The following is a 20,729-nucleotide window of genomic DNA, read 5'->3' as shown; positions in this document are numbered from 1 at the left end:
ATGTCAGAACAACGGTTACTTATTCTTGATGATGATGAGCTCACCGGCAAAACCATCAGCAATATCGCTGAATTTGCCGGAATGAAAACCTGTATCTGTCAGACTTCAGTAGACTTTTTTCAAAAACTAGAACACTGGCAGCCGTCACACATTGCTGTCGATCTGATCATGCCCGATATGGATGGTGTCGAAGTCCTGGTCGAGCTGGCAAATCGCAAGACAAGTGCAGGCGTCATCATTACCAGCGGCGTCGGCCATCGCATACTCGAAGCCGCAGCACGGTCAGCGTCTGAGCATGGCTTAAATATTCTTGGAACTCTGCCGAAACCTTTTAATCCACGACGCTTTAGAGAGCTGGTCAATATCGACTTCAAGGCGGCTTTCAGAAATACACGTTCCGCAGATCTACAGCCACGGGCCGTACGTAGCGTCAATGAGGATGACTTGAGAACGGCTATCCACCAGGGCAATATCAGTGTCGTTTATCAACCCAAAATAGAGTGTCATGGCGGTAAATTAACAGGCTTTGAAGCGCTGGCTCGCTGGGAGCATCCGGAAAAGGGCTTGATCCCGCCCGACCTGTTTATTGGTATGGCTGAAGCGCAGGGACTCATTGACTCATTAACCATCCTGGTCTTTGAGCAGGCGCTACCCTGGTTCAATCAATTCCTGCAGCAGATTGCTGGGTACCACAATCTGCCCACCAGCAATGATCTGCATCTTTCCGTCAATATCTCTGCCCGATCATTGCTCAACGCTGAACTGTTCGAACATATCCACGAACTGTGCAGCAACAATGGTCTTGATAGTCACCAAATCATGCTTGAACTGACTGAGACCGGTGCCATGGATGACCCAGTCGCTTCCCTGGACATGCTGACTCGCCTGCGTATGAGAGGTTTTCACTTATCCATTGATGATTTTGGCACCGGCTTTTCATCCATGGTGCAACTGGTACGAATGCCGTTCTCGGAAGTCAAAATAGACAAATCATTTGTGATGACCGCGCACACCTCGCGTGAATCGCGGCTGGTCATCAAAGCTATTATTGAACTTGCTCACAGCCTTGGGCTTCAGGCAACAGCTGAAGGCATCGAAGATATGCAGACACTGCAATTTCTTCAGGAGCTTAACTGTGACCATGCGCAAGGTTATATGCTTGGCCGACCTGCCCAGGGCGATACCTTTATTGACTGGTTGCAACAGCGTCATCAAGAGATTGAAAAACAACGCTTACAGGCACTTAAAGGCTCAAAACTGCTCGATACTCCAGCTGAAGAACGCTTCGATCGTATCACTCGTCTGGCAAAGCGTTTGTTTAAAGTTCCAATCACTCTAATAAGCCTGGTGGATGAAAACCGCCAATGGTTCAAATCCAAAACTGGACTGACCGTCTGCGAAACTTCACGTGAAGTCGCATTCTGCAGCTACGCCATCGAACAGGATGGGTTGTTTCTGGTCGAAGATGCTTCCCGCGATTCACGCTTTGCCGACAATCCATTGGTGACCGGCCCTCCGTTTATCCGTTTTTATGCCGGATACCCCGTGGCAGCGCCTACCGGCGAAAAACTCGGTACCTTGTGCCTGATTGATCATGTGAACCGAAAATTCACACAGCGGGAAGCCGATACGCTGCAAGAACTGGCCACTATGGTTGAGGAAGAAATTGCTACGAATCAGCTGCTCAGTGAGGATCACCTGACCGGTTTGCTCAATCGTCGTGGCTTTGAGGGACGAGCGGGCCATGTGCTTCAACTGTGCCAACGTCAGCAGATGGTCACTTCACTGGTTTACATTGATCTGGATAACTTCAAACAAATCAATGATCGTCAAGGCCATCAGGCAGGCGATGATGCGCTGATCCAGTTTGCCAGAACGCTGAGCATGACTTTTCGTGACAGCGACCTTATCGCTAGAATTGGCGGCGATGAATTTGTTGTAATGTTAATCAATCAGGATGCAGCGGATATCCCCGCCATCATGCAGAGACTTCAATCGACTGTTCAAGCCTACAATGACAAGGTCAATCCAGAGCTTCACCTATCATACAGTTATGGACTAGCAAGCGCTGAAACCGACAGTGAATACTCGCTCCAGCAACTCTATGCCGTGGCTGATGAAGCCATGTATCGCAATAAACGACAATCCAGTACAGACAAGCCCCATTAAGCCTGCACACATTTGCTTTGCATCAGGCAACCCCTCTGCAAAAATTCGGTCAGACTGCAAAGTTATCGATATGGAACCCAGGGAATCATGCCTTCAATTGCCATCATTGGTGCCGGACTCAGTGGACTGACACTGGCACATCAGCTCTGTGACTTTGCTGAGATCAGTCTGTTTGAAAAGTCGTGGCGTCCGGGAGGGCGACTGGCGACACGCGAACATCCAGACATGAGTTTTGATCACGGCGCTCAGTTTTTTACTATTCGGACCAATCGATTTAGAACCTTTGTTCAGCCCCTGCTCGATAATGCCTGCCTGCAACGCTGGGACGCTCGCTTTGTTGAGTATGAAGGCGCACAGATCATGCATCAGCGTCAATGGGATGCAGAGTTTCCTCATTATGTCGCGGTACCCGGCATGAATGTTTTGGCAGCCGAAATGGCCAAAGGGTTGAATATCACCACTGAGTGCCAAATTACGTCTCTTCAGCGCCACGCCGATGGCTGGTTTTTAAAAGACGAAAAGAACCAGCGCTACGGAAGCTTTGATTGGGTGCTGGTGTGTTTACCTGCTCAACAATCAGCGGCACTATTGCCAAAAGATTTTTGCCACCACCCAGCTGTTTCGAGTATTGAAATGCTGGGTTGTTATGCCCTGATGCTCGGTTTTGATGAGCCGCTAACACTGCCTTTCGATGCAGCTCTGGTCAGGCAGGCTGATATCAGCTGGATGTCGGTGAACAGCAGCAAACCCGGCCGGCCCGAACGCTTTACCTTGCTGGTGCAGGCCACCAATCAATGGGCAAACGAGCATATGGACTGGTCGGATGATGCAGTGATGTCGCACATGCTGGCCGAAATTGAACGTGTTACCGGGCAACCGGTCAGTCATGCCCAACATCAGCAGCTGCATCGCTGGCGCTATGCCAATATCTGCAAGCAGTCACAGGCTAACGTCTATCTGGATCGACAGTTACAACTGGCAGCCTGTGGAGACTGGTGTCATCATGGCCGCGTTGAAGCCGCCTTTGGCAGCGCCGATCGATTGGCATCGGCATTGCGAGGATAAGTCAGTGGTCGTTGATGAACAAAGTCCGCCATTGGCTGCAGTAGTTCGCCACTGCCACGAAACGGTTTGGCCAGCTTTGCCACCATAGCCACATGGCCATATCGCTCGAACTCCATTAAGGTTGCGTCACCACCACCCTGTGTAATTCTGTCAGCTAGGCGGTGGCTGTTTCGCGGCAAGACGGTTCTGTCTCTGCCCCCCACCATCAGTAGCATCGGCGGGTGACCGGCATCAACAAAGTTAATCGGTTGGCTCTGCCACTGATCCTGCTCATCAGCAAAGATCCGCTTGAGCTTGGCACTGGTCAATGGCAAAAAATCGTACGGCCCGGCAAGGCCGATCATGCCGCTGAGCTGCGTGGGCTGGAGTTGATGTTGAGCCAGATAACGATTGTCCAGCGATACTAGCGCTGCAATATGCGCCCCTGCAGAATGTCCAGCCACAAAGACCTGATCAGCATCACCACCGAAGTCAGCGATATTGTTAATGACCCAGGCGACCGCAGCAGCGGCATCCTCAACAAATACCGGAAACCCCACCTCTGGATAGACTCGGTAGTCTGGCACTACCACCAGCATTTGTTCTGAAACCAGGGCCTCGGCGACAAATTTGTAATCCTGCCTGTTGCCAGCAGACCAGCTGCCTCCGTAGAAAAACACCACAACAGGCAGTGCTTTCGCGGCAGCCTCAGGCTGATAAACATCCAGTTGCTGTCGATGATGTTTGCCATAGGCAATATCTGTCTGAACGCTATAGTGATGACTGGGCACCATTGCATTGAGCGCATTGATAGGTGAACAGGCCGTCAGCAACAGGCTGCCTAAAGCAGCGGTCAAAGATTTAAGTCGAACAGTTGGCATATGATTTCATCGGCTTGAGCTGGAATGCGGGAACAGTCTGTGCCAGATTGTTCCAGTGCCGTTGTGAAAATGAAGTGAGTGCCGGTCAGTTGCTGGACGGTTTAGCCTTGGCACGGCTGGCAAGCGTGCGGTAAACACGTTCTGCATCAGCAAGATTACGTTTGGCTTTTCTGACACGATCATCTTCGATCATTTTCATCATGCCGACGACGCCGGCGATACTGGCGATGGCGCCAAACCATCCACCGCTGAGCCAGGCAATCCACATGGCAAAGGATATCAAGCCCAACACCTGAACAACCATGAACTGCGATGCGAGCTTTTCTTTTTTGCAGGTCTGCCAGCGATGATGCCAGGCCTTCACCAGCGTTTGGAGCTGTTCATTGCTCAATACACCAAGCTGTTTGTAATAATCGATTCCTATCAACTCATCATTATAGTTGCGTGAACATAAGGAAATATCCTCGGCAACCTCCATCAGTTTCTGGTAGGTATCTTCAACCCGCTCTCGTTCCATCTATCACCTCCTCGAGATGATTTTTACTATGTCGCAGATGCCAGCGAGGCCAAAGGGACAAAATTCCTGATATTCAGCATTTTCACAGGCTGCCATCGCTTTTGGGCATCAGGGTTCGCTGACAGAAGCGGATTCTTCAGATGGTGTTTCATCCAGCCAGCGATATAAAGTACGTCGGCCGATCCCAAGCAAGGCCGCTGCACGGCGTTTATTTCCGCCCACTTCTTCCAACACTTTATTGACATATCTTCGCTGCAACTCATCAAGCGTTGGCAACACCGGTCCTGCCAGCAGATCATGCTCATCAAAGCTTGTTGCGTTGATCGTTTCGACAGGGTTACTTATCGCGGCATTCGACAATCGTTCTGGCAAATGTGACACCTGTACCCAGGCTTGTTCACAGAATGTGACCGCACGTTCAACAATATTCTGCAATTCGCGTACATTACCGGGAAAACTATAGCCCCGAATCACGTCCAGCGCCGCCTCACTGAAACCTTTAATCGACTTACCTTGTGCCACTGCCAGTTGCTGCAAGAACTGCTGCGCCAGCAATTCGGTGTCTTCCTGACGTGCTCTCAAGGCAGGCACTGTCAGCGTAAAGGTCTCAAGCCGGTAAAACAGATCCTCGCGGAAACTTCCTTCGGCAACTTTTTGCTTCAAGTCACGATGGGTTGCGGCAATGATCCTGACATCGACTTGTTCTTCAGTATCTTGCCCGACCGGCCTGATAGAACCATCCTGTAAGGCTCGAAGCAGCTTGGCCTGTAATGCCATCGGCATTTCAGCAATTTCATCCAGCAATAAGGTGCCGCCGTGGGCTTGTTGTAATAATCCCTTGCGCGCCTTGCGAGCACCGGTAAATGAGCCTGCGGCATGACCAAAAAACTCACTTTCCAATAGCTCTTGTGGAATACCGGCACAATTCACCGCCAAAAAAGGCCCTTGATTTCGCTCACTTTCGGCATGAACCGCCTTGGCGACCAATTCCTTGCCTGTACCGCTTTCACCGTTGATCAACACGGGACCCTGTGCCCTGGCAATCACCTTGATTTGGTCAAACAACTGACGCATCAAGCGGCTTTGACCGTAAATGCCATGAAAGCCTTGAGCTTGACTCAGTCTGCGAAATTGCTGCAGTTCATCTTTCAGACAGCGGTGCTCATAGACACGGCGCACCGCCAGCAAGAAGTGATCAAGATCCAGCGGCTTGGTAAGAAAATCATCGGCTCCAGCCTGCAATGCTTCAACCGCCTGTCGAACACTGCCAAAGGCGGTAATCACAATCATGCCTGGTCGGCTGTCTTCAGGCGCATGCTGGACCACTTCCTCCAGCAGTTGCATGCCGTTACCATCCGGTAAGCGCAAGTCTGTCACAATCACTTCAGGCATCTCCTGAAACAACACCTGCCTTGCAGCTTCAAGATTCGTCACCAAAGTCACCTGCCAGCCCTCGGCTTCAAGTTCATCCGAGATCAGCCGTGCCAACGCCTCATCATCCTCAACCACCAGAATCGGAACCGCTTTTTTAATCATTTTCCTGCACCTCTTTCAGCGGCAAAATCAATTCAAAACGCGCCCCGCCCAACTGGCTTTCAGCAAGACAGACTTCTCCGTCATGTTCACGCATCACCCTTCGAACAATCGCCAGACCCAGTCCGCTCCCCTCGCCCGGCGCTTTACTGGTAACAAAAGGTTCAAACACCTGAGCGGCCATTTCCTCAGTGATGCCAGGACCGCCATCATCAACATGGATGGTGACGCTTTTTTGTTGTCGATCCACTCGCCAACCCAATGAAACCGGTCCATCAGGACAGGCCTGAAAAGCATTACGCAACAGGTTAACCAGCGCTTGCTCCAGACTCAGGGAGTCGCCTTCAATCACACAATTTTCGCCCTGACTCAGTTCAAGGGACTGTGCATGTTCAGGCAGTAAGGCTTGTGCTCTGGCAATTAACGCAGCAACCTGCAGTTGCCGCTTTCGCGCTCTGGAACTTCGGCCATAACTCAAAAGCTGCTCGATAATCGCCGTCATTCTTGATGATTGAGCACGAATTTCATTCAACTCTCGCTGACTGGCGGAATCTTGATGCACTCTGAGCAAACGACTTGCCCGACCATCGACAACACTCAAGGGTGCGCCCAGCTCATGAGCAACACCTGCCGATAATTGGCCCAGCGCGGCCAGTGTTTCTGTTTGCCGAAGCCGCTCAGCCATTTCAGTGCGGGCACTGCGCTGTTCGGCTTCACGTTGTTCTGCCAGTGCAATTGCATCCAACATGCCATTCAGCCCGGTTGCCAGTTCACGCACTTCACTCGGTCCCTGCAAAGCTGCGCGATGTCGCCAGTCACCCTCGCGAACTTGTTGAATACTGCTCAACAGACGACTCAAAGGTCGGCCGATAGCTCTTTGATGTGTCAGCATCAGCACCAGCATGATCAAACAAGCGATCACCAAAAAACCGCCCCATGCCCACAATCTCAACTGCTGTAGACCCTTTTCTATATCACTGCGCAAGCGGGTAACTTGTAGCAAACCACTGGGTTGGCCTGTGTTATCAAACAGGGGCATGAAAAAAGAATAAACATTACGACCGCGAATCCGCTCGTACTGGGCAAACTCGCCTTCTGAAATGAGCTCTAGGGCACGACTGGCTTGTTGCTGGGTCGGATTGACTGCGCCAAAACTACTCAACCTTTGACCCTCGGCATCAAACAGATAGGCACCATAAACTTCGGTCATACCGAATACCGATGCCATGCTGTTTTGCAGCTGTTCCAGATCTTTACGTTCTAATGCCTGTGATACCGGCAAATGTATGGTTCTTGCCACTAGCTGCAAATCACGCTGCATTCGCTCTTCCATGAAATTTCCGACCAGCGTCAGCGCAATCGCCAGTATCAATCCCAACATTGCCAACACCGGTAAGGCCACCTGAAGCATCAGCACGGTGCGCAGGCTGCTTAACATCTTTGATAGCTTCATCAAATCACTCGATATTTATGACACATGTGCCAAAGTGACACACATTTAGGCACAAATCAAGTTTAGCCAACAGCCGGAAAATACACATAAGCCAATATAATCAATAGCTTAAAATTTTGGCACGATTGTCGCTCTGTTGTGTGTGCACTTTTGCAAAACGAGGAGAATGCAATGAAAAAATTATCAACCAGCTTACTCGGTATGATGATGGCTATGGGCATGACAACAGCGGCCTATGCCCAGCAAGACGGCTATGGCGAAGCTTACGGCGAACAAGGCGTCATGCCTCAGCAAGCACCTGCCGCAGCTGATTTTGATGATGCAGAGCTGCAGAGCTTTGCTGCCGTTCAAAGCGATCTCGATGTTATTCGTAACGAATATTCTGCACGTCTGGAAAGCACCGAAAATCCTGACGAAGCTGCCCAACTGCAACAAGAAGCCAGCCAGCTGATGGTGCAAGCCGTCGAACAGGCAGGTCTTGATGTTGATACTTACAGCAACATCGCGCTGGCCTTACAGACTGACCCACAACTGCGTGATCGCATCCAGAGCATGATGTAAATTATCAGCTTTTCCAAACAAAGCCGGGCACTTGCCCGGCTTTGCTTTATCTATCATATAAACATTCTGCAGTTGCGCACGCCTTGCGTTAAAGAAATCAGAGCAAGCGCTCACTTCGCATTAGGTCATTATCTATAAATGCTGTATAGGTTCGTGGCCACAGGTTTTTATGATGCGCCCATGAAGAAATCTTGATATATCCATAGACTCTGAAGCTTTGAAAGTTTCCGATAATCCGAGATTGAAAACCTGTGACAAAAAATGAAATGATAGATGGAGAAAATCTGGCTTTTCACTGTCGAACATATTCAGCGCGCTGAAATCAGTCACCGTCTCTAGAGAGCATAAAAATATGTACACGCGACACCTGGAAGTGCCTGTATTCGAATATCGCCACGGTACACTCGACGCGCGTAGTTTTAATCGGGCGCGGGTTGCTCAACGCAGATCCAATCCGTCATTGAGACTGGCACTGCCTCGACTGAAACACCTCGACATTATCATTCAGCCCGATGCCTGGATTGTGGTCGATTGCTCGCTGAGTGATGTGCCGGTGATTGCCTGGACAGAATTTGACCGCGGCCCAATGAATGCATTGCACACGCCAGTTCAATGCCAAATCCGACTGTTTCACGCGAATGCTGCCGCTTTACTTTCAATCGCATTGCTGGAACTGAGAACTGTGCTTGATGAAGCGCTGACCCGCAGCGACCAACACCAGATATTACCGTTTCCCGGCTCCTGATTGACTCACGTTTCCCAACCCTAGACAGGTTTTGCAACATGCAGCTTGGCGGCTTGCCGATCCACCGCAATAAACGCCAGCAGATTTGCCAGTGTGCCTAACACCAGCCCATCAATCTGCCACGGACCAGACAACAAACCATTCCAGATCAAAGCAACGCTGATACCTGCGACCGCACCATATACAAAACGCTTTTTGCTGACATAGACGCCAAGGATTGCCATCGTCAGAGGCACCAGTACCGTAGGTGCCCAGAAGTTATAGGCCATGATTAGAATATCAATCACACTGTCGATGGAAATGGCAAAAATCACCGCAGCAATACCAATCAATAGCGTGGTCGCTCTGGCCAGACGCAGTTCGGCCCGGTCAGATATCGGCTGATGACGCAGTGGTCGCAACACATCATTACTGAATGAAATCGACGCCGCGTTGAGAAACGAATCGGCTGAAGACATGATGATTGAAATAATCGCCGCAGCCACAATACCCTGTAATACCGGCGGCACTGCTTCCTGAATCACAAACGGCATCGCCAAATTGGCGTTGAGATCCGGCTGCATCACCAATGCCACCAGCCCGATCAGACCGGTAACAGCAAAAAACGGTATTGAAAACAGACCACTTAGCAGTGAACCTTTCACCACATCACGATTTTCTCTACCAATCAGCAAACGCTGCAAATACGGGGGAACCAGCGTTTCTCCGAGCATGAACGTCAGAAACAATGACAACAATGCCAGCAGCATCAGCGGCTCAGTAGGCAAGCTCAGATGTGTAGATGGCACTGTCTCTGTCAGTACTTGCCAGCCACCGATATGTTGCAAGCCAAAATACAACGTCAGCGGAATGCCGACAGCCAGTACCACAAACTGAATCACATCGGTCCAGACCACAGAGCGCATACCACCAACAGTCGAATAGGCAATCACAATGCCGCAGCCCAGCAGAATGCCCCAAATCGCCTCTAGACCCAGGAAGATGTGAAAGACATACCCCATGGCACCGATCTGGGCACCGAGAATACCGGCGCAAAGCGCAATGGCAAAGATGCCGCTGAAGATGCGAGCGCCACGGCCGTAGTGTGGCTCCATGATATCGCCTACGGAAATGGCATCGGGATATTGCGCCATGCGTGGTGCGACATAGCGCGCCACCCACAACTCTTTGAGGCTAAAGCCCCACAGGGCAACAATATTACTGATACCTACCAGATAGACCTTTTCTGCGTTGCCCATGGAGAAGCCGCCGCCGATAAACGATGCCGACAAGGTGGCAAAAATCACCAGAAAGCCAAATGATTTTCCAGCCAGTGCGTAATCCTGCATGTCCCGAATATTACGACCGGCCAGCAAACCGATCATCAACACCAGCAGTAGATAAATCAGAACAATCGCGCTTTCAGTCATTCCATGCTCCAAAACGGCTGCGGCTGTTGATGCCATCGCAGCGCTGAACGAAATTACAAATCACCTGTTAGTCTATGGCAGGCTTGTCTTCAGGCATCAGTGCCTGAGGGTTTATGAGTATCAGAAGGCGATAGTAGAGCGCCGATCAATGCACAATATTACTTTATGCAGTCATCTGAGCATTTGATCACATCAGCACTTTATCGGCAACCAGCTCTCTGACAGCTGCCAGATGCTCACGAATATCTGTGCGCGACCGGGTCGTTTTACTGGCAATCTCCGCCGGAGCATTACCCATTGACCAGTGCAAACGGGCAATTTCCAGTATCTCTGGCGTCAGGCTGCTCATCACTTCTGAAGTCATCTGATCTTCAATATTTTCAGGTTCGCTGCCTTCCACCCAAACGCCGGAAGCTTGCTCGCGCAGGCTTTGTCCCCAGCGCTCCAGCAGCAATGTGGCTTTACTGTTACGTTCACGCCGCTCTGCCTGCAATGTTTCGGTGCGATGCTTGAGTGCTGTTCGTGCCAGTTTTTTTCCCATGCGACTTACCTTCTCAATACAAAAACTTGCTCATGCAAACTGCACGATAGCTGATCTCAGCTATGAATCTCTCATGACCCCAATGCTGAGGACTATGAGAAATCAATCGAGCCTAACATTCTATTGACGATCTGCGCGGCATTATTATCTTTTTTACTGCCGCGATAAGTGGCCACCAGCAACTTTGACTCACTGCAAGCCGCATCAATTTCACTGCGAAACAATTCGTGAAATCGACGGACACCCAGAAGATAAACGCCGCGATTTTCCTGCATCTGCTGCTCTATCGCCAGTAAGGTTTCACTGCTGTTTTCAACGATCAGTTGAGCGGCAATTCGACTGAAAAGCGGCATGGCCATCATAAAGGCCAACAGCTTGACTACTTCTTCAGGATTTCGTGAGCGCCAGTGTTGCGCATAGGCAGATACTTGACGAAAACGATGCCAGTCAAGATCGCGCAGGCGACTGATAGGTCCAGAAGGACCTGCACCATTGAATATCGACTCAATATCCTGACAAAAGGCGTAATAATCAGGCATCGCCGCCGGCCCAAGCATCGTTGCAACCACGGCGATATCGGCTTCAAGCTGTTCACGCTGGCGGGTTGGACGTTGATGAAAAATCACCGCCGCCTCGGGGGCATCTTGCTGTGATGCGCGCCAAAATCGTATGGCTCTCGCCTGAGGATGAAACTCAGATAACACCACCACCGAAGCGAATAACCGACTCAAATTCTGATTCATTCGGCCAGCCCTCTGTCATGCAGCATGATCTTTGACTTGTGGCTAAGTGTGATTGTTCGGCAATCAATGTCTCAGCCCATGCCTACACAAAACCACAAAAGCCGGATGACGGCAATAGTGTCATCTGCCAGAATGGCTGCTCCGAGATTAAGTGAACTTACCGATGGCAGCTGGTTATACCGACGAACAACAACTTATCGCATCCATCGCCTGGCTGTATTACCAGGAAGGCATGACCCAGGATGCGATCGCCAGCCGGCTCGGCATGACCCGGGCCCGAGTGATTCGCATGCTGAATGAAGCCCGTAACCTGGGCATCGTACGTATTTCAGTCGACTACGGTTTTGCTGACTGTCTTGAGGCAGAACAGGCACTGAAACAACATTACGATTTGCTGGATGTTCGGGTCATTCCCGGTATAGACGGTCAATCACGACATGACCTGATTGGTCAGGCGGCTGGCAGTTATCTGGACAGTCTGCTCAAACCGGGCGACAGCCTTGCAATTGGTTGGGGCCGCACTGTTGATGCCGCCTTGCCTGCGTTAACACCACGTCGCGACAAACAACATACGGTGGTGTCACTTTATGGCGGCCTGCCGGCAGGTCATCATCTCAACCCTTACGACACTACGGCCCGCTTTGCCCGTGTGCTGGATGCTCAAAGTTATTACGTGACAGCCCCTATGTTTGTCAGTGACCAGTCGGTGCGCGATCTGCTACTGGCCGAGCCCACCGTCAAGTCAGTACTGACTCAAGCAGCCAATGCTGATGTTGCTTTGATTAGTGCCAGTGATCTCGGGCCGGATTCCAAAAACCTGGTGTATCAGGTCATTGATTCAAGCTTGCGCGACTCACTGCTGGCAGCAGGTGCCGTTGGCGATACCTGCGGCATCTATCTCGATGCTAAAGGCCAACCCATTGATCACCCGCTCACCCATCGCATGATAGTGCCGCCACTGGCCGGTATTCGCCAGATTCCCAAGATCATTCTGGCTTCAGGTGGCATAGACAAAGTAGCGATTCTTCACGCCTGCCTGCTGCAAGGGCTGGGTAATATCCTGATCACCGACACAATCACTGCACAAGCATTGCTACAAATTTAATCAATGACAGTTTAGTTGTCTGTCACATCTCTGTAATACAAATGTGTTTTCCTGATTACAAATGTTCACAACCAGGAGAACTCCAATGCGATTACTGTTTGCTGCAAGTCTGATCTCTGTTTCATTCACCTCAACTGCCCTCGCAGATGATGGCAAATTATTTCTATCCGGTTCGACTACGCTGATCCCGATTGTCAGCAACGCGGCCGAAGCTTTTACCCAGCAATACCAAACCTGGGACCAATTTGACGCCACGCTGCCATCACAAGCTATCGTCATTGAAACCAGTGGCGGCGGATCAGGTCAGGGCGTTCGCGCCGTACTTGATAAAGTCGCCGATGCCGGCATGGTGGCGCGTGACTTGCGGCCACAGGAAGTCGAAGCCATGGGGGATCATCAAGTGGTTCGGGTCGGCATTGATGCGGTTGCCATTGCGGCACGCCATGACAATCCACTGCACAGCATTCACGATAATCTAGACACTGACACACTGAAATCAATATTTTCAGGCGAAGTAAGTCGTTACAATCAAATTGATAATAATCTGGCTGACCAGGAGGTCGTCTTGCTGGTACGTGATTCCAGTGCCGGTTCAGCGGTGATGCTGCAAAGACAGATTCTCGGAGAAACCCCGGTTTCAGATCGTGCCCTGCAAATGAGCTCACAAGGCCAGCTATTGCGGACATTACTGGGTAATCCGTTCACTTTTGCTTACATTTCCGCCGGTCTGGTCAATGCTAATGAAGAGTTAAAAGCCTTTGCCCTCAATGGGGTGGCACCGACTCAAAGCAATGTGGTCAGCGGCGATTACACGCTGGCTCGGCCGCTATTAATTGTCTATCAGGATGCCGATAACGCCTATCTCGATGCCTTCATGCGTTACCTGCTCAGTGATGATGGTCAGAAAGTAGTCACCGATCTGGGCTATATCCCGGTCAAGGCTGACCAGTAAACCGGCAAATCAGAGCTATTTATGTCAACTCAAGTTGCCAGTCACCCAGCCCGCCGTCTTGGCGGGCTGACACTGGATCCGCTGGTCTGGATGCTGACCCTGCTGGCTCTGGTAATCGGCGTCAGCACCTTCTTTTTAATTGTCGTTTATGTGCTCTGGCAGGCAGCGGGCGTGTTTGGCGCGGTCAGCCTGAGCGAGTTTCTGTTATTTGAACCGTGGGTGCCACTGGCTGAACCGCCCAGACTAGGCATCCTGCATGCCTGGGTATCCACTGTTTACGTGACTGGCATTGCATTGCTGGTCGCCGTACCACTGGGCATTGTCATGGCTTTGTTTATTGCCGAAATCGCTCCGACTGCTGTTCGCAACGTGTTGCAACCCTGTCTGGAAGTACTGGCAGGCATTCCATCCGTGGTGTACGGCTTTTTTGGGTATGTCACGCTGGTTGTCTGGTTTGAGCATATCTTTGACATGACCACCGGCGTCAGCATTCTGGCCGCCGGACTGATTGTTGCGGTGATGGTCATGCCGTTTATTGTCAGCACTGCCACCGAAGCACTGGATGCAGTGCCACGCAGTTTCCGGGAAACCGGTATGAGTCTCGGCGTGACCCGGTTTTATGTAATTCGACGCATTATTCTGCCACGCGCCTTGCCCGGAATCTTCGCCGGCATCGTCTTGGCTTTTGCCCGAGGCATTGGCGAAACACTGGCCGCCTTGATGCTGGCGGGCAACTCACTGGCTGTACCCAAAGAATTACTGGATCGAGGCCAGACACTGACCGGCCTGATCGCCACCGAGCTGGGTGAGGCGGCGCTTGGCACCGAAAAATTCGCCGCCTTGTTTGCTGCGTCAGCCGTATTGATGCTGCTCATTTTGCTGATTAATGGCGGCATTCTTCTCATCAAAAACCGGTTACTGCGTCATGCACAAGGCTGAACAACTACTACTCAACAACCGACGAGCCGTAGTCAATGACCGGGTGTTTTGGCTACTGGCCTGGACTGCAGGCGCTATCGGCCTGTTATTGCCACTGTCGATTATCGGCTATCTGCTGTTCCATGGTTTTCAGGTTCTGAGCTGGAGCTTTATCAGTGAAGTCCCCCGCGGTTATCCCCTAGGCGTATCCGGCGGCATTCTGCCAGCCATTCAGGGATCCTTAGCCGTGACTGGATTAGGCTTGGCTGTCGCCTTTCCTGCGGCACTCGCCTCTGCCATCTATTTGTCCGAATACGCTCAGAGCCAACGCTTTGTCGCTGTGATGCGTTTTTTCACTGAATGCCTCGCCGCCATTCCGGCCATCTTGTTTGGTGTGTTTGGCTATGCCTTTCTGGTGGTGCAATTCGGTTTTGGTATCTCGGTGCTTTCAGGTGGGTTGACACTGGCCATGCTGATGTATCCGGTAATACTGGTCGGCAGTTACTCAGCGTTTAATGCCGTTGAGCGACCACTTAAAGAGTCGGCGTTGTCACTCGGCGTTTCTCGCGCTTATGTCATTCGTCGAACACTGTTGCCGAAAGCCTTACCGGGCATTATTGCCGCGACTGTGTTGGCGGCTGGCCATGCCGTAGGCTCGGCGGCACCGGTATTGTTCACCGCCAGCGTGGTTCAGACCCGTAGCAGCCCGTCATTGGACAGCCCAGTCATGACCTTGCCCACCCATCTCTACAACCTGGTTAGCGAAGCAGTGTCGTTTGAACATGCTTATGGCACTGCCTTTGTTTTGATCGCCTGCCTTTTGTTTGCCAACAGTTGCGCCATGATGCTGCGCCACAGATTAAGAAAGTGAGGACTTGCTTATGTTACAAACCGCTATCAATTTGAACTCAGCAGCTGCACTACATCCGGCCATCCTGACTGCAGCCAGCGCGCCATCCGCAGGCATTTTGCAGACACAACAACTGAACATTCACTACGGGCTGGAACAACGCTTGTTTGATATCAATATCAGCATTGCTGAACGACAAGTGACGGCGATCATGGGCCCGTCCGGCTGTGGCAAGTCGACATTGCTCAAGTCACTCAATCGAACCTTGGAGCTGACGCCCGGCGCTGAAGTCACCAGCGGCAGTGTCTATTTTGGTGAACTGGATATCTATCAAAGCGATGTTGATGCCCGTGCGGTACGCAAAGTCATTGGCATTATTCATCAACGACCGCAGCCATTTCCGATGTCTATTGAAGAAAACGTGTTGTTTGGTGTGCGTTTTCATCAGCGGCTCAAACGCTCCCAACGGCAACTGCTGGCTGAACGTTACCTGACCATGGCTGGACTGTGGGATGAGGTGAAGGATCGACTGCATCAGTCAGCGCATCAATTATCGGGCGGACAACAACAGCGCTTGTGTCTGGCACGAACGCTTGCCAACCAGCCGCAAATCATTCTGATGGATGAACCCTGTTCATCGCTGGATCCGGCCTCGACCGAACGCATTGAGCAACTGGTTCAGCAACTCAAAAATGACTACACCATTGTCATTGTCACCCACAACATTGCACAGAGTCGGCGACTGGCGGATCAGGCCTTGTTGATGATGGAAGGTCGAGTCATCGAAAACGCACCGGCAGCGCAATTGTTTGCCAACCCGACAACGGTTGCCGGTCAGGATTTTCTGCAAGGCCGTATCGGCTAAGCCCTGTTTTTTACTCAAGGACTATTCATATGAATTCACAACGTATTGTTATTGCCATGATTGACGGCCTTGGCACCGACTATTTTGAAGCTTCTGAAATGCCTCGCATCAAAGCCATGGCCAATAATGGCTTCTATAAGACGGTTAGCGCCGTAATGCCGACAGTGACTAATGCCAATAATGCCTCTATCTGCTGCGGCGCCTTTCCTGATGAGCATGGCATCACCGGCAACTCCTATTTTGATGAAACTCTGAATCAGCCGGAATACATGGAAGATGGCAACTCCATCCTGGTGCCGACCATGATTCAGCGTGCGCGCATGCACGGCGTCAAAAGTGCCCTGCTGACCAGCAAGAAAAAAACCATCCGCTTGCTTGGCGCTGATACCGAAATTGCCATTTCAGCTGAAGAAGCCCCGGCAGACATGATCGAAAAATTTGGCCCGGCACCCGATATCTACAGCCGGGAAATCAACTACTGGTTATGGCAACTGGCGCTGGATATTCTGCAAAATCGTCCGGATATCGGTTTCCTGTATGTGCATACCACCGACTATCCCATGCATATGTGGCCACCCGAAGCTGAAGAGTCACGCGCTCATCAGGCCGAACTGGACCGTTTGCTGGGTCAGGTGACTGACATTGCGCCTGATGCCGCTTTGATGATCACGGCCGACCACGGCATGAATTACAAAAAGCGCTGCTGGGATCTGGCCAAGGCCTGTGAACGTCGCCAGCAGCCATTGCGCTTTGCTTTATCCGCAGAACGGGATCGCTATATCAAGCACCACCGTACCTTTGGCGGCACCGCCTGGATATGGCTGAATCATCCTGAAGATGCAGATGAAGTCAGCCGTTTGCTGCTGTCACTGGAAGGTGTGGAACAGGTGTTAACTCGGGAGGAAGCCGCAAAACAGTTTCACCTGCTGGCTGAGCGCATTGGTGACTTGGTGGTTCTGGGTGATAAAGACACGGTGTTTGGTGAACTGGAAGAAGTGGAAATGGAAGACTTGCCCGCCCACTACCGCACCCACGGATCCACTCATGAAATGGAAGTACCGCTGATTGTGCACAACTTCAAGGGCGCGATTCCAGCAGCCGACAAGTTCAGTTTTAACCTGCACCTGAGTCGCAATCTGCTGGCACCAATTTGGCCGGTAACTGCTGATAAAATAGCAGCCAATCAATAAACAAAAGCCCCGGTGTTTTGCACCGGGGCTTTTTTATTAAAACGGCCTAACAATTTAGCTCAATACTGCCAGCGCCGCTTCATAATTGGGTTCATCTGCGGTTTCCGCCACTTGCTCGGTGTATAGCACCTTGCCATCAGCATCAACGACCACAACCGCTCGTGACAACAAGCCCTGGAGCGGGCCGTTTTTGAAAGCAACACCATAGCTGCTGCCAAAGTCAGAGCGGAAGGCAGAGCCAATCAATACCCCGTCGATACCCTCGGCACCGCAAAAACGGCTCAGTGCAAACGGCAGGTCCATCGACACACAAACCACGGTGGTGTCTGCCTTGGCCACAGCACGTTTGTTGAACTCGCGCACCGAAGTGGCACAGGTGGGCGTGTCGATAGAAGGGAAAATATTCAATACCAGCCGACCATTGATATCGCTACGTTTCAGATCGGCAAGATCATCTTTTGTCAGTGTAAAGTCAGGTGCGGCCGAGCCAACTGCTGGCAGATCGCCCACGGTTTCAAACGGATTACCTTTTAATGTCACTGTTGCCATGTTGCTCTCCATATTCAATCAAGAAGTGGCATGACACATCACGACCCACTGAATGTCAAATTAGCAATCGCTGATTCAAGGTGCCAAGCGCTGTTTTAACCAGCGTCCATCGCCATCAAGCTGATAGACGATCCGGTCATGTAAACGAGAGGTTCGCCCCTGCCAAAACTCCCAATAGTCAGGCTCCAGCCTGAAGCCGCCCCAGTGCGGTGGTCTTGGTGGTTTCAAGCCGAACTCCAATCCATACTTCGCCGCATTGGCGACAATTTCTTCCCGCCCCGAAATCACCTGGCTTTGTGGTGAAGCCCAAGCGCCAATCCGGTGTGATAATGGCCGACTGGCAAAGTACTCGTCGGACTCCTGTTCGCTGACTTTGCAGACCCTGCCCTCGATACGCACCACACGCTCCAGCGCTTGCCAGTGAAACTGCAAGCTCGCATAGGGGTTTGATTCCAGCGCCTTCGATTTTCGGCTAAGGTAATTGGTGTACCAGACCAGGCCGCGCTCATCATATGACTTGACCAGAACTGGCCGACAAGAAGGACGACCATTTTCGTCTACCGTGGCGACGGTCATCGCGTTGGCTTCGTATTGCTCGTGCTTGAGTGCTTCCTGGAACCAGGCATCAAACTGCTGCAAGGGCTCCAAGTCCAACTCATGCTCAAGCAAACTGCCCTTTTCATAGCTTTTACGCAGGTCTGCAAGCTTTTTATCTGTCGTCATCAACGGATCCTGTGGTTTATTTCATGTCGGATGGTTTCAGTAGATCTATACCGCGAATTGTCTCATTCAGGCCTGAAACTGTTTAACTTGATAGCTATGACCTCAAAAAATCAGATAAATCCGACCAAGCTGATGTTTTCCAAATGGACCTCGCTCACACCTCAAAACCGTGAACGTCATTTTTTGATCGTTGGGGTTGTCTCAAAAAAGCGTGGTGACGAGATATTTAAAATAGAGTCAGTACTCACTCACAATACTTACCATGTAAAAATAGGCGACCTCAGAAACGCCAAACTCTGGAAAATGGGCTGGCTTGCCAATGATCACTCTGCTGATAACACTGACTGAATCGAGTTTCGCCCTGACCGTTTTGCCTGATACATCAACACATCCGCCCGATGAATCAACTGTTCAGCATTCTCATCGGTAGGGGCAAGCTCTGCAACGCCCATACTGACCGTAAACCGGACCCGCTGATCCCCGGTAATAATCTCGGCATCCTCGATACTCTGTGCCAGACGTTCAGCGATTGCCACAGCATCCGACAGATCACTGTCAGGCAATAAAAAGGCAAATTCCTCGCCACCGTAACGACAGGCAAAATCACTTTCACGCAACGCTTGCCGACACAGTTCTGCCAAGTTGCACAGCACTCTGTCGCCCACCGGATGCCCAAAAGTGTCATTAATCTTCTTGAAATGATCAATATCCAGCAGAATCACTGCCAATTTGAGTTGATGGCGTTGAGCACGCCAAAAAAGTGTTTCCAGTTCAAGGTTGAAGCGACGGCGATTATCCAGGCCGGTCAAAGGGTCTGTTTCGGCCTGGCGCTGTAATTGTGACTCTCGTTTCTCTCGATAACGCACCTGAAACTCCAGCATCCGCCGACTCTGAAACAAACGAAATACCAGCAACAAACTCAATGAGAACAGGATCAGCAGCACCGCAATGGTCGGTTTGTACCACTTGCTTGGCGCGGCAATGCGTACCTGATAGATAAACTGCTCCAATTCAACCGGACCCGTCAGACCAATTTCGCGATAGATATTCAAGATCCGCTGCCAACGCTCGATATTGGTGTAGCCAATTTCAATCAGATCCGGCTGAATGTACTGTTGCAAGAGCATCGCTTCATTGAGTAGAAAATCCCTATCAAAATCAGCTTCATAGGGCGGGTAATGTTGCAAAATGTAATCTGCAATGACCTCAGGATGTTCAAATGCGTACTGCCAACCACGTATCGCTGCACGCCGAAAGCCCGCGACCATCTGAGGGGCTTCACGCAAGGTTGCTTCACTGGTGAACAACAGGTCACCATAGACATCAATGCCATAATCTTCCGGTAAAATCACCCGTGGCTGATAGCCTCGTCGCTCGAGAATGTATGGAGCATCGGTAGTGAATCCCAGCATCAGCTGAGTCTTTCCCTGCTGCAAATCCTGCAGATCCCAGCTGGGCGTCTGGTTATTCAGGCTCGAAATATCTACACCCGCTTTTTCCAACGCCGCAATCACCTCAACATCGATAATAGCGCCTCGCTCATCAAGCATCAGCGGTAAGCTCACCGACGCATCGCCAATATCTTCAAGCCCCTGAATATTAAAGTCTTGCAGAGAGATAAATGCTGCCGGACTGCGTTGCATGATGCTGGCAAGCATCACCACCGGCAAACCTCTTGCACGATGCACAAGCAGATCGCTTCGCGTGACGCCAAACTCTGCCTGCTGAAATACCACCTCACCGACTACATTGACACTGTTGCCACCAGGCAAAAGCCCTGGAAGGATCTCAACTTCCAGGCCTTCATCGGCAAAATATCCCTGCATTTCAGCCGCATAGTAACCCGCAAACTGAAACTGATGACTCCAAGGCAGCTGCAAAGTCACTGGCTGCATGGCAACCGCAAGCTGGCTGAAAAACAGCAGATATAAGGAGACAATGAACTTCACTGGCTAGTCAGCCACTGGTGCCAGATACTCGG

At 51.1% G+C, this 20,729-nt stretch carries 21 protein-coding genes; 11 read left to right on the top strand and 10 right to left on the bottom strand.

Features of this window, described 5'->3' with window-relative positions:
- Together MPL1_RS13180 and MPL1_RS01995 are read left to right on the top strand one after the other, a co-directional pair.
- Positions 1 to 2,169 (top strand): EAL domain-containing protein, encoded by a 2,169-nt coding sequence (locus MPL1_RS13180; protein WP_009725459.1) that lies wholly within the window; start codon positions 1 to 3, stop codon positions 2,167 to 2,169.
- 87 nt (positions 2,170 to 2,256) lie between these two features.
- Positions 2,257 to 3,234 (top strand): NAD(P)/FAD-dependent oxidoreductase, encoded by a 978-nt coding sequence (locus MPL1_RS01995; protein ID WP_009725458.1) that lies wholly within the window; start codon positions 2,257 to 2,259, stop codon positions 3,232 to 3,234.
- Here the strand turns inward: MPL1_RS01995 and MPL1_RS01990 are convergent.
- The 4 genes from MPL1_RS01990 to MPL1_RS01975 form a co-directional block, all read right to left on the bottom strand.
- Positions 3,171 to 4,094 carry an alpha/beta hydrolase gene (locus tag MPL1_RS01990; protein ID WP_009725457.1) on the bottom strand — a complete coding sequence of 308 codons (924 nt, stop codon included), beginning with the start codon at positions 4,092 to 4,094 and terminating at the stop codon, positions 3,171 to 3,173. The two genes, MPL1_RS01995 and MPL1_RS01990, sit on opposite strands and share 64 nt — an antisense overlap.
- A gap of 85 nt (positions 4,095 to 4,179) precedes the next feature.
- On the bottom strand, positions 4,180 to 4,611 hold the full coding sequence (locus MPL1_RS01985) for a hypothetical protein (RefSeq protein ID WP_009725456.1): 432 nt from the start codon (positions 4,609 to 4,611) through the stop codon (positions 4,180 to 4,182).
- A 108-nt stretch (positions 4,612 to 4,719) separates the two neighbouring features.
- The gene (locus MPL1_RS01980; RefSeq protein ID WP_009725455.1) at positions 4,720 to 6,147 is read right to left on the bottom strand and encodes a sigma-54-dependent transcriptional regulator; all 1,428 of its coding nucleotides are present in this window, start codon (positions 6,145 to 6,147) and stop codon (positions 4,720 to 4,722) included.
- Positions 6,140 to 7,597 (bottom strand): sensor histidine kinase, encoded by a 1,458-nt coding sequence (locus tag MPL1_RS01975; RefSeq protein WP_040576768.1) that lies wholly within the window; start codon positions 7,595 to 7,597, stop codon positions 6,140 to 6,142. Before MPL1_RS01975 ends, MPL1_RS01980 begins: the two co-directional genes overlap by 8 nt.
- A gap of 171 nt (positions 7,598 to 7,768) precedes the next feature.
- Here MPL1_RS01975 and MPL1_RS01970 point away from each other — a divergent pair, with 171 nt between their 5' ends.
- Both MPL1_RS01970 and MPL1_RS01965 read left to right on the top strand, forming a co-directional pair.
- Positions 7,769 to 8,158: a DUF4168 domain-containing protein gene (locus MPL1_RS01970; RefSeq protein WP_009725453.1), complete on the top strand. Its 390-nt coding sequence runs from the start codon at positions 7,769 to 7,771 to the stop codon at positions 8,156 to 8,158.
- A gap of 352 nt (positions 8,159 to 8,510) precedes the next feature.
- Positions 8,511 to 8,903 carry a hypothetical protein gene (locus MPL1_RS01965; protein WP_009725452.1) on the top strand — a complete coding sequence of 131 codons (393 nt, stop codon included), beginning with the start codon at positions 8,511 to 8,513 and terminating at the stop codon, positions 8,901 to 8,903.
- Between the two features lie 20 nt (positions 8,904 to 8,923).
- Here the strand turns inward: MPL1_RS01965 and MPL1_RS01960 are convergent, their stop codons facing one another.
- The 3 genes from MPL1_RS01960 to MPL1_RS01950 form a co-directional block, all read right to left on the bottom strand.
- Positions 8,924 to 10,312: a sodium:solute symporter family protein gene (locus MPL1_RS01960; RefSeq protein ID WP_009725451.1), complete on the bottom strand. Its 1,389-nt coding sequence runs from the start codon at positions 10,310 to 10,312 to the stop codon at positions 8,924 to 8,926.
- A gap of 187 nt (positions 10,313 to 10,499) precedes the next feature.
- A complete protein-coding gene (locus MPL1_RS01955; RefSeq protein WP_009725450.1) occupies positions 10,500 to 10,853 on the bottom strand; it encodes a hypothetical protein in 354 nt (117 codons plus the stop codon).
- A gap of 92 nt (positions 10,854 to 10,945) precedes the next feature.
- Positions 10,946 to 11,596 carry a hypothetical protein gene (locus MPL1_RS01950; RefSeq protein ID WP_009725449.1) on the bottom strand — a complete coding sequence of 217 codons (651 nt, stop codon included), beginning with the start codon at positions 11,594 to 11,596 and terminating at the stop codon, positions 10,946 to 10,948.
- 163 nt (positions 11,597 to 11,759) lie between these two features.
- On the opposite strand from MPL1_RS01950, the gene MPL1_RS01945 reads away from it, so the two are divergent.
- The 6 genes from MPL1_RS01945 to MPL1_RS01920 all read left to right on the top strand — a co-directional run bounded on the left by MPL1_RS01945 (position 11,760) and on the right by MPL1_RS01920 (position 17,476).
- On the top strand, positions 11,760 to 12,701 hold the full coding sequence (locus MPL1_RS01945) for a sugar-binding transcriptional regulator (RefSeq protein WP_009725448.1): 942 nt from the start codon (positions 11,760 to 11,762) through the stop codon (positions 12,699 to 12,701).
- Positions 12,702 to 12,786: 85 nt separating this feature from the next.
- Positions 12,787 to 13,653, top strand: coding sequence for a substrate-binding domain-containing protein (locus MPL1_RS01940; RefSeq protein WP_009725447.1), 867 nt, complete (start codon positions 12,787 to 12,789; stop codon positions 13,651 to 13,653).
- A 21-nt stretch (positions 13,654 to 13,674) separates the two neighbouring features.
- Complete coding sequence (gene pstC, locus MPL1_RS01935) at positions 13,675 to 14,592, top strand: phosphate ABC transporter permease subunit PstC (RefSeq protein WP_009725446.1); 918 nt, start codon at positions 13,675 to 13,677, stop codon at positions 14,590 to 14,592.
- A complete protein-coding gene (pstA, locus tag MPL1_RS01930; RefSeq protein ID WP_009725445.1) occupies positions 14,579 to 15,442 on the top strand; it encodes a phosphate ABC transporter permease PstA in 864 nt (287 codons plus the stop codon). Before pstC ends, pstA begins: the two co-directional genes overlap by 14 nt.
- Before the next feature lie 10 nt (positions 15,443 to 15,452).
- Positions 15,453 to 16,286: a phosphate ABC transporter ATP-binding protein gene (locus tag MPL1_RS01925; protein ID WP_009725444.1), complete on the top strand. Its 834-nt coding sequence runs from the start codon at positions 15,453 to 15,455 to the stop codon at positions 16,284 to 16,286.
- Between the two features lie 29 nt (positions 16,287 to 16,315).
- Positions 16,316 to 17,476, top strand: a complete 1,161-nt coding sequence (locus MPL1_RS01920) for an alkaline phosphatase family protein (protein WP_009725443.1) — start codon at positions 16,316 to 16,318, stop codon at positions 17,474 to 17,476.
- Positions 17,477 to 17,530: 54 nt separating this feature from the next.
- Here the strand turns inward: MPL1_RS01920 and tpx are convergent, their stop codons facing one another.
- Entirely contained in the window at positions 17,531 to 18,025 is a 495-nt protein-coding gene (tpx, locus tag MPL1_RS01915; protein ID WP_009725442.1) for a thiol peroxidase, read from the bottom strand.
- Between the two features lie 75 nt (positions 18,026 to 18,100).
- Positions 18,101 to 18,748: a pyridoxamine 5'-phosphate oxidase gene (gene pdxH, locus MPL1_RS01910; RefSeq protein WP_009725441.1), complete on the bottom strand. Its 648-nt coding sequence runs from the start codon at positions 18,746 to 18,748 to the stop codon at positions 18,101 to 18,103.
- Here pdxH and MPL1_RS14420 point away from each other — a divergent pair.
- A complete protein-coding gene (locus MPL1_RS14420) occupies positions 18,683 to 19,096 on the top strand; it encodes a TIGR02450 family Trp-rich protein (protein ID WP_083859190.1) in 414 nt (137 codons plus the stop codon). The genes pdxH and MPL1_RS14420 overlap by 66 nt on opposite strands.
- On the opposite strand, the gene MPL1_RS01900 is transcribed toward MPL1_RS14420, so the two are convergent.
- Positions 19,072 to 20,697, bottom strand: a complete 1,626-nt coding sequence (locus MPL1_RS01900; RefSeq protein WP_009725439.1) for a GGDEF domain-containing protein — start codon at positions 20,695 to 20,697, stop codon at positions 19,072 to 19,074. The genes MPL1_RS14420 and MPL1_RS01900 overlap by 25 nt on opposite strands.
- Positions 20,698 to 20,729: the final 32 nt, after the last annotated feature.

Source organism: Methylophaga lonarensis MPL (assembly GCF_000349205.1).
Taxonomy (GTDB): domain Bacteria; phylum Pseudomonadota; class Gammaproteobacteria; order Nitrosococcales; family Methylophagaceae; genus Methylophaga; species Methylophaga lonarensis.
The sequence above is the reverse complement of the archived record's forward strand: the minus strand, read 5'-3'. Positions and strand labels throughout refer to the sequence as shown.